The organism is Pontibacter russatus (assembly GCF_009931655.1).
In the GTDB taxonomy this organism is placed as follows: domain Bacteria; phylum Bacteroidota; class Bacteroidia; order Cytophagales; family Hymenobacteraceae; genus Pontibacter; species Pontibacter russatus.
Genome location: NZ_CP047984.1, coordinates 579,511 through 592,931 on the forward strand (window position 1 = coordinate 579,511; position 13,421 = coordinate 592,931).

Genomic DNA, 13,421 nt, shown 5'->3' on the forward strand with positions numbered 1-13,421 from the left:
TTTGTCTGCGGTTACACCCAAATACACTTCGGCTTGCATAGGATTTAAAATATAACGTTTTACATTTTTAACTTACTGATTCTTTAAGAAAATAATTGCACTTTATCTTCTTGCATGTCTTCCGGATATTGCTCTATATTTGGTAAAAATTTATAATACAATTATTATTACTCAAATAATAAGTTTTCAAAAACCGCCAGAGACATTGCAATAAAACCAAGAATATAATATAGTATAGCAGTTACTACTAACAAAATCAGTTTTAGTATATGAAAAAAACTTACTCATTTTTAGCCGTCCTTCTTTTGGTGCTTTCCTCCCAGGTATATGGGCAGGTTGCAGGGTCTTTCGACATCTTTGTTATGAAATGGCGCTTTGGTGCTGCCACAGAAGAATATTTGTCAAGCGCCGGATACACCACAGGGTCCAGGGTAATGCCCGAGAACGTCATTGTGTATCCAGATGACAAGTCCAGAGTCAACCTCGAGAGCGTCAGGGATTTTATGATCAAAAACTACCCTAGCACCACCAGCACGGGCCACTTGTTCATGAACTGGGAAACCGGGCCTTATGTCACAATGAGGACATACCCTGCTACTGACAGCCGCTTCAAGGCCGCTGAGAACGAGATAATAAAGCTTATTGACGAAGTAAAGCGCGTGAGGCCAAATGTTAAGATAGGGATGTACCAGATGCCTTTCCGGTTTTGGTACTCAAACCAGAACGAGCTTTATAACGGTGAGGGAAAATTCGATAATATTTTTCCAAGGGTAGATTATATTGCCCCCTCCTATTATATACTCATGCCAGAGGAAGAAGTAGGAGAGGCAAGAGTGCTCCAGTACTTAAAAGAGAATTTAGAAGTGGCGCTTGCTTACGGTAAAAAATTCAACAAGCCCGTGATTCCGTTCGTTTGGCACAAAGTTCACCCCAACGTGTCTGAAGAGTACGGTGGCGAGATTATGCAGAAAGAGGCATTTGCCAAGTATATCAATTTCATTGCAACCTACTCATTCAATAATTACAAATCTGCCGGTGTCTGGTGGTACGACGGCCTTAGCGACCAGTTAAATGATGTGAGCGGTATCAACGGATGCCTGAAAGGGACCGTCTACGACAAAGCAACTTACGACGCCATGATTACAGATTATGGAAAACATGTGAAGCAGGTGCTTACTGAAGGAACGGCCGCAGCTCCGCCTGCAGCCAGCCAACAGGTGGCAAGCTTTACCCTGGTGGACGCCAGTACGGGCAGGGATATTCAGCAGCTTACAAACGGTGCTACTCTTCACCTGGCCTCTTTGCCGTCGAAAAGTTTAAACATCCGGGCAAACACGAATCCGGCTACGGTTGGCAGCGTGGTGTTCGCTCTGAGCGGCACACAGAGCAAAAGCGCCACAGAGTCTACAGCAACCTACGACATGATGGGCGATAATGGCTCCTGGACTCCTTCCACCGGAAAATACTCCATCAAAGCCACTCCTTTCTCCGCGGCCAAAGGCGGTGGCACGGCAGGAGCGGCTCTCAGCATCAGCTTTACCGTAACAAATGAAACAACAGACACGTCTGCGCCGCTGGTAAGCGAGGTTACTCCCACTTCTGGCAGAAATTACGCTCTCACGAGCCTGGTAACCGGTGTGAGGGCTTACACTGACCGCACTTATCAGCTGACCAGTGTACCCTCCTCCCTGGCTGGCGCAAAATTGATACAGACAGCCAACGACGACAAAAAAAGCACGGCCTCTACACAGGTCACCTTTGAGCTGAGCGAGAGTGCGACGGTGTACATTGCTTACGACCCACGCGCCTCCGTGCTGCCCTCCTGGCTGAGCGGCTGGCAGAAAGCCGCTGACAGGATCGGGGTGGACGACTCACAGATCAGCCACATGAACCTCTACAGCAAGACCTTCGCGGCCGGAAAGGTGAGCCTGGGCGGCAATAAACAGAGCCCGGCGGCAGGGGCAGAGAACAACTACTTTGTGGTGGCAAAGGCGGCACAGGTATCATCCGTAAGCTTGATCAGCAATGTTTCCGCCTCCAGCGGCAGGCGTTACGCAACGGGAGAATTAGCATCAGGCTCTGTCCATTACACTGACAGGACATATAAAATCACCTCTGTACCAGCTTCTTTAAACGGAGCGCCTTTTATCAGGACAGCCAACGACGACAAGCGAAGCACCTCCTACACACAAGTCTCCTTCGAGCTGAGCGAGAGCGCGACGGTGTATATTGCTTACGACCCACGCGCCTCCGTGCTGCCCTCCTGGCTGAGCGGCTGGCAGAAAGCCGCTGACAGGATCGGGGTGGACGACTCACAGATCAACCACATGAACCTCTACAGCAAGACCTTCGCGGCCGGAAAGGTGAGCCTGGGCGGCAACATGCAGAGCCCGGCGGCAGGGGCAGAGAACAATTACTTTGTGGTGGTGCGTGAGAGCCTATCTGCCGATGCCTCCGGGACTATGCTCAGCTTTCAAGGTGCCATCAGCTTAGAAAAAAGCGAATCAAGCCTGACAGTATATCCTAACCCAAATTCAGGAGAAGCCATCCATATAAACCTGGAGGGGTTCCGCAAATCCGAGCGTGTAACTATCGCTATACAGGACATGCTTGGCCGTGTTGTTTATTCTGTGAGTTTATTCACCGATGAGGCTGGCTCCGCACGCATGGAGATGCCGGTGAACAGACAGCTTAGCCGTGGCATATATATCGTGAACGCCGGGAATAATGGAACTGGTGCCCAATCAAAGCTGGTGGTTAAATAACCATAGTATCAACATGGTACGTATACCTGGTTTAACTGAAAAATGAAAGAAGCGCCTCCTGTTTGTGGAAGACTCCACAAACAGGAGGCGCTCAGGTTTAATGCGTAACCGTGCCACTGGCTTGCCTGCCGTGATCTTGTGAGGTGCTGCTTCCAGAACAAAGCCTGAGTATCCCAAAATTAAGAAATGAGACTTCCGAGCGCGTCCCAAAAACATAGTTGGAACATCGCTTTCTGTCTCTCGTTGATATAGCCTAACGCCAGGGCCATCTATAGCCGCATGTATTGTAACCGTACCGCACGCTAAGTGCTTAAAATTTTGGCTGCGTGGGATGTAAAAGGTTAATCAGGGCGATTTTGTGAATTTTACGGGCAAGGCGTGCTGCGAGAGGAAAACGATAACCACCACGGCGAAGAGAAGGGGCGGCAGTTGCAACCACAGCATGCTTTCGAGGCTGCTCAGGTAGCGGGTTTGCATGGAGGTAATGGCGGTGAACAGGCCTCCGCCCCGCTCGTTGTAAATCACCTGGTCCACGAAGTTCCAGCCCCAGTGCAGGCCGATGGGCAACGCCAGCGACCCGGTGCGGGTGTAGGCATACGCCAGCATCAGGCCCCACAGCCCGGTGTATACAAGCACCCATATCATCAGAACGGGGTTGCCCAGCGCCCCGAACGTAAACCAGTGATAGATGCCGAAGGCAAAGGCACTGAGCCAGGCGGCACGCCTCTCCCCGGCCAGGAGCAGGAGCCGGTACAGCAGGTAGCCCCTGAACAGCAACTCCTCGAACAAAACGGACTGGAAAGTTTTGTACAGCCCCTGAAAAAGAAACCCGGCGCCTAAACCCGCCGCAGGCACCCAGTCAAAGGCCGCCAGCAAGGCGAACAGGTTCCGTAGAGCCACCGCCAGCGCCAGCGTGGCCAGAAAGCCCAGCAGCAGTTGCAGCACCCGCAGCAGCGATGGCATGAGGCCCAGCGCCGCCAGGCTTCTACGTTCGAGCCGGAGCAGCAGCCACGAAAAGAAAAGGATGACGACGTTGCCTAACATACACGCTCACGAACAGCCAAAAGTGGAACAGCGGCAGAATGCCGGTCCTATATAGGGCAAGTCCCGTCAAAAGCTTTATTCAGAGAAGCAGGAAGCGCGGCTTCGGGGGTCAGGCGGGAATTTCCTCGTAGTCAATGCTCTTGGGCAGCCCCGCAAATTTTTCCACCAGGTCCTGCGGCAGCACGGTCAGCTTTCGCTTCACTACGTCCAGCCACGCGCCGTCTACCGTTACCACCGCGGCCCTCGCGCCGTCCTGGCGGTACACGATGTGCCGGATGGACCAGCGGGAACCGTCGGGCCTGCTTCTGAAAAGCTCAATCGTTACTTTGATGTTCTCGTTGATGCCTATTTCCTTCAGGTACAAGAGCTCCTCCCGGAAAAGGATGGGGCCGAGCTTCAGCTCCTGAAAAACTGCGAAGGTAAGCCCGAGGCTGTCTAAGACGGCGATACGCGCCTGGGCCGCAAAGTCGGCATAGGCGGAGTGGCGCATGTGCTTGTTGACGTCCAGGTGAGACCACATCACTTTTCCTTCGTAAACATTGTTCATGGTATTCGATATTATAATTTAGTCCGGGCTTTTTGGGCGCAGCCTACCCCGGCCCGCTGCCTGAGGCAGAAGGCCGGGGTAGGCGGAAGGGCACAGTCTTTCTCCCCCTGCCGCTGCTGCGCACCAAATATAGGATAATCCTTAAAAAATGCCGCGATTAGTTTGAAACTTAATACACTGCTGCTGGCCTTAAGCAAGAGAGGCCAAAGTAGTTAGCGCCGCTCCCGGTGCAGCTTTCGGGCTACACTCCTATATCCTCGTTCCAGAGCGCCGGCTTTTCACGGATAAACTTTTGCATCAGTTCGTAACAGGCGCTGTTGTCCGTCACCTCCACCTCCACGCCCCTGCCGCGAAGCAGTTCCTCCTCGCCCATAAACGTCCTGTTCTCGGCAATCACCACCTTCGGGATGCCATATAGGAGAATGGTGCCGGAGCACATGGGGCATGGCGAGAGCGTGGTGTACAGGGTACACTTCCGGTAAACGGACGCAGGCTGACGGCCCGCGTTCTCCAGGGCGTCCATTTCGCCGTGCAGCACCACGCTGCCTGCCTGCACGCGCCTGTTGTGCCCCCTGCCCAATATTTTCCCCTGGTACACGAGCACCGACCCGATCGGGATGCCTCCCTCGGCATAACCTTTCTGCGCTTCCTCAAAAGCTGCCTTCATGAATTCGTCCATGCTGCTGTCAATACTTGTTCAAATTTATATATAACTCCGGCGGCGGCGCAAGGTTATATATGGAGAGAGCAAAAACTGCACTGCCTGTGGTAGCCTTACCCCTCGGATTTGCAGTTCTACGCTCCGCAGTTGCCCTTCACTTCCAGGCATGGCGGCGCGCCATGCTGCTATATGGGATATGATAATCAATAATTTACGGCACATTATCTAAAGCCCCCTGTTAGCTATACACGAGCCATCATAGGGGAAAACCTGCAACAGCTAAGGACTTCACGCACCGACGGGCTACAGGCCTGCTGCAACTGTAGCGCCTAAATTGCTCATCCAGCCGCTTCTGAATAAGTATTTCCGGTAGGATATAAATTTATATATAATCCTATAAACCTGATGCTTATATTATAATACTGAAACAGGAAGCTTAACACCTCAGCTGGAAAAAATGGAAAAATTCCTAAAATCATCGAAAGTAAGTATTGAACTTAAAGCCTTGATTTAAGATATTTGAATATAAGTTTTATCATACACCGCCCGGCATATATGAACCAGCACGCCACCCAACATCAGAACATTGGCTTTATCAGCAGGCGGCAGTGCTACATCATTGCCTGCCTTGCCGATGGGTACACGCCCGAGCAAATTGGGGGGCAAATCGGGCTGAGCGAGTCGGCGGTACAGCAGAGCCTGGAGAGGATGATGCGCAAGCAGGGAGTACAACATTCCTTCGAACTGATCAGTTGGGCCTACCAGAATGGCTTTCTCAGGTAAGCCCTCCCTACTTATTCCTTTCTTTCCGCACCTTTAATTTCCCGAGCCGCCATGCGACACGACTTTCCGGTACTACAGCAGTTAGTGCTGCAGGGCCTGCTCCTGCTCAGGTTCCTCCTCCGCTGCATGCACAGCAAAGGCTAAGCAGCAGTTGAATAGTCCTGTTCCGGCTGGCCGCCATATATCAAATTTAATAAGGGTAAGCGGTTCATGATGTCACGCGGGCCTTCCTGCCGCTGTAGCGCCCGCGCCTACAGGTTGAACAGCAGGTTGGCTTGCAGGATAGACTCGTTCAGGTCTTCGATGCCCGCCACGTTGTTCCAGTAGCGCCACTCAGAGCCGAAGAACACCTTGCCGGGCTTGCCCCTCAGGTTGCCCAGGTCCAGCAAGAGCTGGGGCTGCGTGACGTACTGCGTGGTGCCCGGCCCGCGGTCACCGATAAAGTCCATGAAGCCCCTGAAACGCAGGTGTATTTTCGCAGAGGCAGGCAAGGGGATATCCCAGCTCGGGGTGATGTTGTAAGTGCCGTTGTACTCCCCGCCATGCTGCTTGTAATAGTATGTTTCGAGTTGCAGCAGCCCGCTGCCCGGTATCCTGAACTTGAATGCGGGGCCCGCCGTGTAGACAAAGAAATCCTCGGTGCCGCCCAGCAGCACGTTCACACCTGTTGCCAGCAGCACATCGCTGACCGGGCCGAAGGCAATCTCGCGGCCGGTGGCGCGGCTCAGGCTCACTTTGGGGTAGTACTCCAGGTACACGTCCGGGCTCCTGAGGCTGACATCGTTCGCAAGGTCCACAAAGCCAAAGTGCTCCAGGGCCCCGTAGGACCCGAAGTGCTCATAGGTAAAAGTAGCCAGGTTGCCGGACTGGTTCAGGCGGCTTCCGTAGAGCAGCTGCACATTGGAGCCACCCTGGTAGATCACCTGCGCATCAGCTTGTCTGCCTGCCAGCAGCGCCAACGCGAAAAACAGCAACGGCAAAGCGTGCCTGGTGAGGAATTTATCTGTAAACATGGTAGCGTAGGGGTGCATTCTTTGTATAGTTATGGGTGAGTCAAACCTTATATAGCCGCTAAGTTATATCCTTGCCCCGACTTCTGCTACGGCAACGGGAATTTTCAACTGGCGCTACCGTATATATACAGCCTCTGCAAAAGGCACAGCCGCACATTTTCACCTGAACAGGCTTCTGCGGGACTGGCTATATAGGCCCCAGCAAGCAGCTATATATAGAAGAGAATATATGGCCGCAGATGTACCAGCGTCTCACAACTCAGATGAAAGTTGGGTGCAGCCGCACACGGAATCAGGGTGCCCGCGCGTTTTTATATTGCCACTGGCAGTGATTAATCCGTAGAATAAAATTGAACAGTGCCCCGTCACGGCTGGCCCTAACTTTCTGCCTGGGCTTATGGACAGGTAGTGCGGCCAGTCCCGATCATATTACTTTCTTTCAGAAGCACCAACTGGCATGGAGTACAGATTCATTCACTACTGGCAATATGAACCCGGGGAAGAAGAGAACCAGGTGCTGGAGGAAGCCATCTCCCTATCGATGAAAGCCAGGGACGAGAACTTCCTGCGCGAGCTGGCCTCTTTTATTTCTGAGCACACCTCGGTCAGGCATGTCATCATCGGGCGGCTGTCTGACGATTACCAGCATATCCGTACCTGCGTCTTTCTGAAAGAAAAGGAGGTGTTGAAGAACATAACGTACCCCCTGCAGGGAACACCCTGCGAATCGTTGCTTACCCAGCGGTTCTGCTACTTCCCATTGGATGTGGCTCAGAACTTTCCGGAAGACAAAGAAATTAAGAGCCTGGGAGTTGAGAGTTACCTGGGCAGTCTCCTGCTCTCAGAAGACAACGAGCCGATAGGGATGGTTGCTCTGATGGACGTGAAGCCCATTGAGAAGGCAGCCTTTGCCGAGCACCTGATACTGGTCCTGAGCCCGGCCATTGAGCAGGAACTTGTCAGGCGCAGGGCATAAGGTGATTTTTCTGCCTCCCCCTGCCGCGCACACCTCCCGCTAGTGCCTGATAATCCTGCCGTCCTCCATCTCAATGATGCGCCCGGTGTTCGCGGCAAAGCTCTGATCGTGGGTGACGATGAGCAGCGTCTGGTTATGCACTTCGGCCAGCTCTTTGAATATATCAAACACCATCTCGCTGTTTCGCATGTCCAGGTTGCCGGTGGGCTCGTCGCCCATAATAATGTGCGGGTCGTTGACGAGGGCGCGGGCAATCGCGACGCGCTGCTTCTCCCCACCCGATATACGGTAAGCCTCCTTGGCGGCCAGGTGGTCGATGCCCAGCATTTTCAGGCGCTCCATTGCCCGGTGCTCCACCTCCTCTTCTGTATAGCGACCCAGCTTTAATCCCGGCAGCATCACGTTCCGCAGCACCGAAAACTCGTTGAGCAGGTAGTGGAACTGGAACACAAAGCCGATCTTGGCGTTGCGGATGCGGGCCAGCTCCGCGTCTGTTTTGCCCCTCATCGACTCTTTGTCTATCAGCAGTTCCCCTTCATAGTCGGTGTCCATGGTGGAGAGGATGTAAAGCAGCGTGGACTTGCCGCACCCCGACTTGCCGATGACAGACACAAAATCGCCCTTGTTAATGGAAAAGGTTATGTCCGTCAGCACCTGCACCGTCACCGGGTCATGGAATTTTTTGCTGATGTGCCTTGCCTCCAGTATAATGTCCTGCATGGTATTTTGTTGTCGGGATACAGGGTTAAGTGCCCCACCGCGTTCTCTTTTAGAATAGTATCTAACCGCCCTTCTTAGGAAGTATGCTCTTATTCAAATCGAAAGAGGGGATTATATATATGATACGAGTGCCTGTGTTCGCGCTGCTGCTTTCTTTTTATTTGCCTCTTATAATTTCTACGGGGTCTACCCTGCTTGCTTTCCGGGCAGGGAAAAAACCCGCAAAATAAGTGGTGATAAGGGAGAAGATACCCCCGATGACATAAAATATCAGGCTGTAGTTGACCGGATATGTTTTGATGGTGGGCAGCGCGGGCGTGTTGAACGGGATGTTGTCGATGATGACGGAGAAGAGGAACCCGAAAATCAGCCCCACCACGCCCCCGAAGAAACCAATGCTCAGGGCAATCACCAGGAAAATCAGGTTCACGTCTCCGCCCGAGAAGCCGGTAGCCTTCAGAATGGCGATCGAGTCCATCTTCTCATATATCATCATGTTCAGGATGTTGAAGATGCCGAACCCCGCCACGATGAGCAGCGTGATGCCGACGGCGTACGAGATAAGCGACCGCACATCGCTGCCCGTCTCAAACTGGGAGTTGGCGGTCTGGATGTCCTCGGCATCTACCTGAAACAGCCGCGCATACTCTTTGGCCACGGCCGGAGCCATATCGAGGTCGTTCAGCTTGATCTGGATATCGGTGATGTAGTTGGAGGGCTTGCCGAGCAGCTTCTGCGTGGTTTCGATGGAGGCGTAGCTCTGCACTTTGTCTATCTCCTGTATGCCCGACTGAAAATACCCCACCACCTTCAGCGGGAAGCGCTCTCCCTGAACCGTTGTCACCTGCACCACGTCGCCGATGTCCGCCACCAGGATGTCGGCCAGCCCCTTGCCCAGCACGATGCTGTTGGCCATATTTTTCACGTCGATGGCGGAGCCGGAGGTCACATAGTCGCTGAAGTTAAACAGCCGCATCTCCTCCTCCACATCCACCCCATTGATAACCCCGGTGATATCAATCGTGCCTTCGTTGAAGAACACCTGCGCCGTCAGTTTGGGGGCTGCCCCCAGCACCCGCGGGTCGTCTCTCACCGTCTCCATCATGGGCCCGCTGTTATATAGCTCCTGCCGCGTAATGCCGGATTTTACAGAACTGATAAAATTGTAGGAGTCTTTGAAATCGGCAGCTGCATTGACTGGCTGGTTCTCGCTTGGTTTGATTTCGTTGTACAGGCGCACGTGCGGCGTGCGGTTCAGGATCAGGCCGTCCAGCAGGTCGTTGAGGCCGTTCATGAAACCGAGCAGCGTGATGAACATCGCGATGCTGAACGTGACTCCGACTGCGGCCACCAGCGTTTGCCGCCAGCGGGCCAGCAGCAGCGATTTCGCTATGCCGAAGATGAGCCTGCTGTTCATGGCTGCGGCTTCACAATCACGTCCTCTTTCGTCAGCCCGTCAAGTATCTCTACCTTCTGGTAGTCCTTCAGCCCGGTCTCCACTTTCACTTTCTCTTCGTCTTCCGTCAGCACATAGGAGCTGTCCAGCAGGTACTCGCGCGGTATGGTCAGGGCGTCCTGTTTGGTTTGAATGATGATGTTGGCCTCCGTGGTGAGGTTCGGGTACAAAGTTGGCGGCGTAGTCACAAAGTCGGCCTCCACGGTAAAAGAGCGGGTCCGCTCGTTCATCGCCGGATTCACTTTATATACCCTGGCCTCAAACACCTGCCCCTTGTAGCTGTCGAGGTTCAGCAGCACTTTCTGGCCGGGTTTTACCCGCGCAATGTCATATTCGTCCACCTGCAGCTCCAGTATGAAGTCGTCGGCGTCGCCCAGCACGGCCACCGGCGTCTGGGGGCTGACCAACTCCCCCTCCTCCTTCAGCACGCTGTACACTTTGCCACCCGTCTCGCTTCTGAGCAGATAGTCATCCGACACGGCCCGGCTGATCTGCAGGTTCTTCTGCGCCTGCCTGGAGGCAAAGTCGAGTTGCTTTTGCAGGTCGCTGTACCGGAGCAGGGCGGTTCGGTAGGCGGTGGCGGAGTTTTGATAGCTGAGCTCCCGCTGCTCCAGTTCCACGCGGGTGCCTATCTGGTCTTTCCAAAGGTTGCGCTGCCGCTCCAGCAGCAGCGAGTCGTTCTGCTTCCGGCTTCTGGCCAAATCTATGGCGGCCCGCAGCTCGCTCAGCTTTTCGGCATTGGCGCTGACGCTGGAGTACTCGGCGGCGATGCGCGCATTTTCGGCGCTCAGGCGCGCCGTCTCGTTCTCTATTTTCAGAAGCGGGTCGCCCTGCTGCACCGTATCCCCCTCCGTCACAAATATCTCCTGAACAATACCGCTCACTGTGGGGAAAACCAGGTGCTGGTTTCTGCTCTTCACCACTCCCGAGGCGTACACGGATTCGGAAACGTCTTCAACCGTCGGGGTGGTTGTCTCCTGCCTGCCGGAGCAGGACGCCAGCAGCAGCACCAGCACGAGTGGCATGTATCGTTTCATGTGGAGAATCACGGGTTTATATATAAAGCGGCGGCTGACATAATTGTTTGGCGGCGCTGCCTGCGCGGAGGCCTCAGCAAAAGCCCTGAAGACCGAAATACTTGCGCTCCAAATATAAGACTTTCAGGATTATCTACTATAAGGCCTGAACGTTTATCAGCCGGTGTGCTTGTATAAGGCTGCCGAGCTGGAAACGCCCCGTACAAAAAAATCCTGCAAAATACGGCATATGCTGACAAGCCATATATGGCAATCTGCCTGTCGCTGCACACTGATTTCTTTTACTGCCGGATTCAAACACAGTTGCCTCCTAAACCAGAAGCACAGCAAGAGGCCCGTTCAGGTCTTTTGCTGTGCTTCTGGTATTGTATATAGCAGGCCGGGGTGGCTATATATAGCTGCCCGCACCCAGCTTGTTCAACCAGCCTCAGTCTTCGCTTCTGCGATTGAGGAGGAGAACGGCGGCGGTCGTAACGGCAGCAGCCACGGCAATGCCCTGCAGAAGGCCCTTGCGGTCATATTTCCACTGCGCCTTCATGCCCCTTTCGGCAAAGATGTTGGGCACGTGTCCGCTTTTCAGATCCTCTACGATGCCCTCTACCACATTCACCCGGTCGGCCACCAGCAGCGGCAGCCAGTGCCCGAAACTGCCCTCGCCATACTGGAACGCATAGCGCCGGATCATCCCGCTCAGCCCTTTGGGCGGCATCGACGTTCCGAATACAGCCGTCACGTTCGGCCTCTCATTGGAATGCAGCACCTCCATGTTTTCCGGTTGCAGCGGGGGCCGTTCCCAGGTATAGCCTGCATGGGTTTCGTTCCCTCTTTTCCGCATGGGGTAAGTAGGGTCGTTCTTCGGGTCGGCGTCGATGCCCCACCCTTTTATATGTGAATAGTCTTTCGATGTGTTTTCCATAGTCTTGTTGCTTTAAACCCTGGCTGATGGTGGAATAAGGACTGGCTTGATGCAGTTGTCCAGTTTGTCCGAGAAAATGCGGTAGGCATCGGAAATCTCCTCCAGCGGTATATGGTGTGTAATGAGTTCTCTAGGGCTGAAGACGCCATTTTGGACGTGTTCAATCATTTTCGGCAGCAGGCGCTTCACCGAAGCCTGGTTGGCCCGGATGGTCAGCCCTTTGTTGACGATGTTGCCAAGGGGCACGAGGTTCAGTGTGGGGCCATATACACCCACTATCGACACAACGCCCCCTTTCTTCACGGAATTGACGGCCCACTGCAGCGCTGTGGCAGAGCCCGCCTGCAGCAGCGTTTTCCGGCCTGTAATGGTTTGCAACTTGCTGCCGGCGGCCTCGGCCCCCACCGCATCAATGCAGACATCGGCACCCAGCGAGTCGGTCGTCTTTTTCATGAACACCACCGGGTCTTCGATGGAGCGGAAGTTGTAGGCCTCGCACTGCGCGAATTTCCGCACAAAGTCGAGCCTGTACTCTTCCTGGTCGAACACGATGACGCGGCCCGCCCCGAACAGCCAGGCGCTTTTTGCGGCCATGATGCCCACCGGGCCTGCCCCAAACACCACCACGGTGTCGCCTTTCTGAATGCCGCCCATCTCTGCCGCCTGGTAGCCAGTCGGCACCACGTCGGTGAGCAGCACGGCATCGTCCGGGTGCATGCCGCTGGGTATCACCATTGGCCCCACATCGGCGTAAGGCACCCGCACGTACTCGGCCTGCCCTCCGTTGTAGCCGCCTGCTATATGCGAGTAGCCGAAGATGCCCCCAACCGCCGTAGCCTGCGGATTCGCCTCGTGGCAGTTACCGTACAGTTCCTGCTTGCAGAAGGTACACTTGCCGCAGGCGATATTGAAGGGCACGATCACCTGGTCGCCTACTTTCAGGTTGTGTACATCCGTCCCAATCTCCTCCACCACCCCGATGAACTCGTGCCCAAAGGTTTCGCCCACGCGGGTATCAGGCACATTGCCGTTGTACAGATGAAGATCCGAGCCGCAGATACAGGAGCGCGTTACCCGCACGATGGCATCCTGCGGATGCAGAATCTCAGGCATGGGTTTGTTTTCGATGCGGACCCGTTGCGGCCCACGGTAAGTCATTGCCAGCATAAGTTTGTTTTTAGCTTAGTGTATACAGGTGATGCCCGGAAGCAAATCACCCCTACTGATACTTCACTGCATTCGCTAAGTTGCGGGAACGGGATTGGAAGGGATGATTTACGTATTTATACTGACAGTCTCCCGCAAGCTACCCGTACGAAGGCGGGGTGTCCTATATCTCCAGATCTGCAGGCGATGCACCCATCAAGGTTTACGCTAGGCAGTCAGTGGCACCTGCCTATATGGTAGGACAGCCAAAACCGGGCTGCAGCATGCGCCTCCGCGTCACGCTTTCTATATAAACATCAACTATATAGCATTTTACACGTTATGCCTATTACGCGC

At 54.1% G+C, this 13,421-nt stretch carries 12 protein-coding genes; 3 read left to right on the forward strand and 9 right to left on the reverse strand.

Features of this window, described 5'->3' with window-relative positions:
• Window positions 1-434: 434 nt before the first annotated feature.
• Window positions 435-2,765: a T9SS type A sorting domain-containing protein gene (locus tag GSQ62_RS02330; protein WP_161888012.1), complete on the forward strand. Its 2,331-nt coding sequence runs from the start codon at window positions 435-437 to the stop codon at window positions 2,763-2,765.
• Window positions 2,766-3,110: 345 nt separating this feature from the next.
• Here GSQ62_RS02330 and GSQ62_RS02335 read toward each other — a convergent pair whose 3' ends face one another.
• From GSQ62_RS02335 to GSQ62_RS02345, 3 genes are all read right to left on the reverse strand, one after another.
• Window positions 3,111-3,809: a CPBP family intramembrane glutamic endopeptidase gene (locus GSQ62_RS02335; protein ID WP_161888013.1), complete on the reverse strand. Its 699-nt coding sequence runs from the start codon at window positions 3,807-3,809 to the stop codon at window positions 3,111-3,113.
• A gap of 109 nt (window positions 3,810-3,918) precedes the next feature.
• Window positions 3,919-4,356 (reverse strand): acyl-CoA thioesterase, encoded by a 438-nt coding sequence (locus GSQ62_RS02340; RefSeq protein ID WP_237586921.1) that lies wholly within the window; start codon window positions 4,354-4,356, stop codon window positions 3,919-3,921.
• 241 nt (window positions 4,357-4,597) lie between these two features.
• On the reverse strand, window positions 4,598-5,035 hold the full coding sequence (locus tag GSQ62_RS02345; RefSeq protein ID WP_161888014.1) for a nucleoside deaminase: 438 nt from the start codon (window positions 5,033-5,035) through the stop codon (window positions 4,598-4,600).
• Window positions 5,036-5,572: 537 nt separating this feature from the next.
• Here GSQ62_RS02345 and GSQ62_RS02350 point away from each other — a divergent pair.
• A complete protein-coding gene (locus tag GSQ62_RS02350) occupies window positions 5,573-5,800 on the forward strand; it encodes a helix-turn-helix transcriptional regulator (RefSeq protein WP_161888015.1) in 228 nt (75 codons plus the stop codon).
• A gap of 251 nt (window positions 5,801-6,051) precedes the next feature.
• On the opposite strand, the gene GSQ62_RS02355 is transcribed toward GSQ62_RS02350, so the two are convergent.
• Window positions 6,052-6,813, reverse strand: coding sequence for an outer membrane protein OmpK (locus tag GSQ62_RS02355; RefSeq protein WP_161888016.1), 762 nt, complete (start codon window positions 6,811-6,813; stop codon window positions 6,052-6,054).
• Window positions 6,814-7,270: 457 nt separating this feature from the next.
• Between GSQ62_RS02355 and GSQ62_RS02360 the strand changes: the two genes are divergently transcribed.
• A complete protein-coding gene (locus tag GSQ62_RS02360) occupies window positions 7,271-7,789 on the forward strand; it encodes a hypothetical protein (protein ID WP_161888017.1) in 519 nt (172 codons plus the stop codon).
• Window positions 7,790-7,828: 39 nt separating this feature from the next.
• Here GSQ62_RS02360 and GSQ62_RS02365 read toward each other — a convergent pair whose 3' ends face one another.
• From GSQ62_RS02365 to GSQ62_RS02385, 5 genes are all read right to left on the reverse strand, one after another.
• Window positions 7,829-8,509 (reverse strand): ABC transporter ATP-binding protein, encoded by a 681-nt coding sequence (locus GSQ62_RS02365; RefSeq protein WP_161888018.1) that lies wholly within the window; start codon window positions 8,507-8,509, stop codon window positions 7,829-7,831.
• A 157-nt stretch (window positions 8,510-8,666) separates the two neighbouring features.
• Window positions 8,667-9,926 (reverse strand): ABC transporter permease, encoded by a 1,260-nt coding sequence (locus tag GSQ62_RS02370; protein ID WP_161888019.1) that lies wholly within the window; start codon window positions 9,924-9,926, stop codon window positions 8,667-8,669.
• Window positions 9,923-11,002: an efflux RND transporter periplasmic adaptor subunit gene (locus GSQ62_RS02375; RefSeq protein ID WP_237586923.1), complete on the reverse strand. Its 1,080-nt coding sequence runs from the start codon at window positions 11,000-11,002 to the stop codon at window positions 9,923-9,925. The genes GSQ62_RS02370 and GSQ62_RS02375 overlap by 4 nt, the downstream gene beginning before the upstream one ends.
• Window positions 11,003-11,429: 427 nt before the next feature.
• On the reverse strand, window positions 11,430-11,918 hold the full coding sequence (locus tag GSQ62_RS02380; RefSeq protein ID WP_161888020.1) for a hypothetical protein: 489 nt from the start codon (window positions 11,916-11,918) through the stop codon (window positions 11,430-11,432).
• 12 nt (window positions 11,919-11,930) lie between these two features.
• On the reverse strand, window positions 11,931-13,085 hold the full coding sequence (locus GSQ62_RS02385; RefSeq protein ID WP_161888021.1) for a zinc-dependent alcohol dehydrogenase: 1,155 nt from the start codon (window positions 13,083-13,085) through the stop codon (window positions 11,931-11,933).
• Between the last annotated feature and the right edge of the window lie 336 nt (window positions 13,086-13,421).

What these genes read in the sequence shown, in the direction of transcription:
- GSQ62_RS02330 (WP_161888012.1), top strand. Translation starts at nt 435, where the DNA reads ATGCCCGAGAACGTCATTGTGTATCCAGATGACAAGTCCAGAGTCAAC.
- GSQ62_RS02345 (WP_161888014.1), bottom strand. Translation starts at nt 5,035, where the DNA reads ATGGACGAATTCATGAAGGCAGCTTTTGAGGAAGCGCAGAAAGGTTAT.
- GSQ62_RS02335 (WP_161888013.1), bottom strand. Translation starts at nt 3,809, where the DNA reads ATGTTAGGCAACGTCGTCATCCTTTTCTTTTCGTGGCTGCTGCTCCGG.
- GSQ62_RS02350 (WP_161888015.1), top strand. Translation starts at nt 5,573, where the DNA reads ATGAACCAGCACGCCACCCAACATCAGAACATTGGCTTTATCAGCAGG.
- GSQ62_RS02375 (WP_237586923.1), bottom strand. Translation starts at nt 11,002, where the DNA reads ATGAAACGATACATGCCACTCGTGCTGGTGCTGCTGCTGGCGTCCTGC.
- GSQ62_RS02370 (WP_161888019.1), bottom strand. Translation starts at nt 9,926, where the DNA reads ATGAACAGCAGGCTCATCTTCGGCATAGCGAAATCGCTGCTGCTGGCC.
- GSQ62_RS02380 (WP_161888020.1), bottom strand. Translation starts at nt 11,918, where the DNA reads ATGGAAAACACATCGAAAGACTATTCACATATAAAAGGGTGGGGCATC.
- GSQ62_RS02365 (WP_161888018.1), bottom strand. Translation starts at nt 8,509, where the DNA reads ATGCAGGACATTATACTGGAGGCAAGGCACATCAGCAAAAAATTCCAT.
- GSQ62_RS02355 (WP_161888016.1), bottom strand. Translation starts at nt 6,813, where the DNA reads ATGTTTACAGATAAATTCCTCACCAGGCACGCTTTGCCGTTGCTGTTT.
- GSQ62_RS02360 (WP_161888017.1), top strand. Translation starts at nt 7,271, where the DNA reads ATGGAGTACAGATTCATTCACTACTGGCAATATGAACCCGGGGAAGAA.
- GSQ62_RS02385 (WP_161888021.1), bottom strand. Translation starts at nt 13,085, where the DNA reads ATGCTGGCAATGACTTACCGTGGGCCGCAACGGGTCCGCATCGAAAAC.
- GSQ62_RS02340 (WP_237586921.1), bottom strand. Translation starts at nt 4,356, where the DNA reads ATGAACAATGTTTACGAAGGAAAAGTGATGTGGTCTCACCTGGACGTC.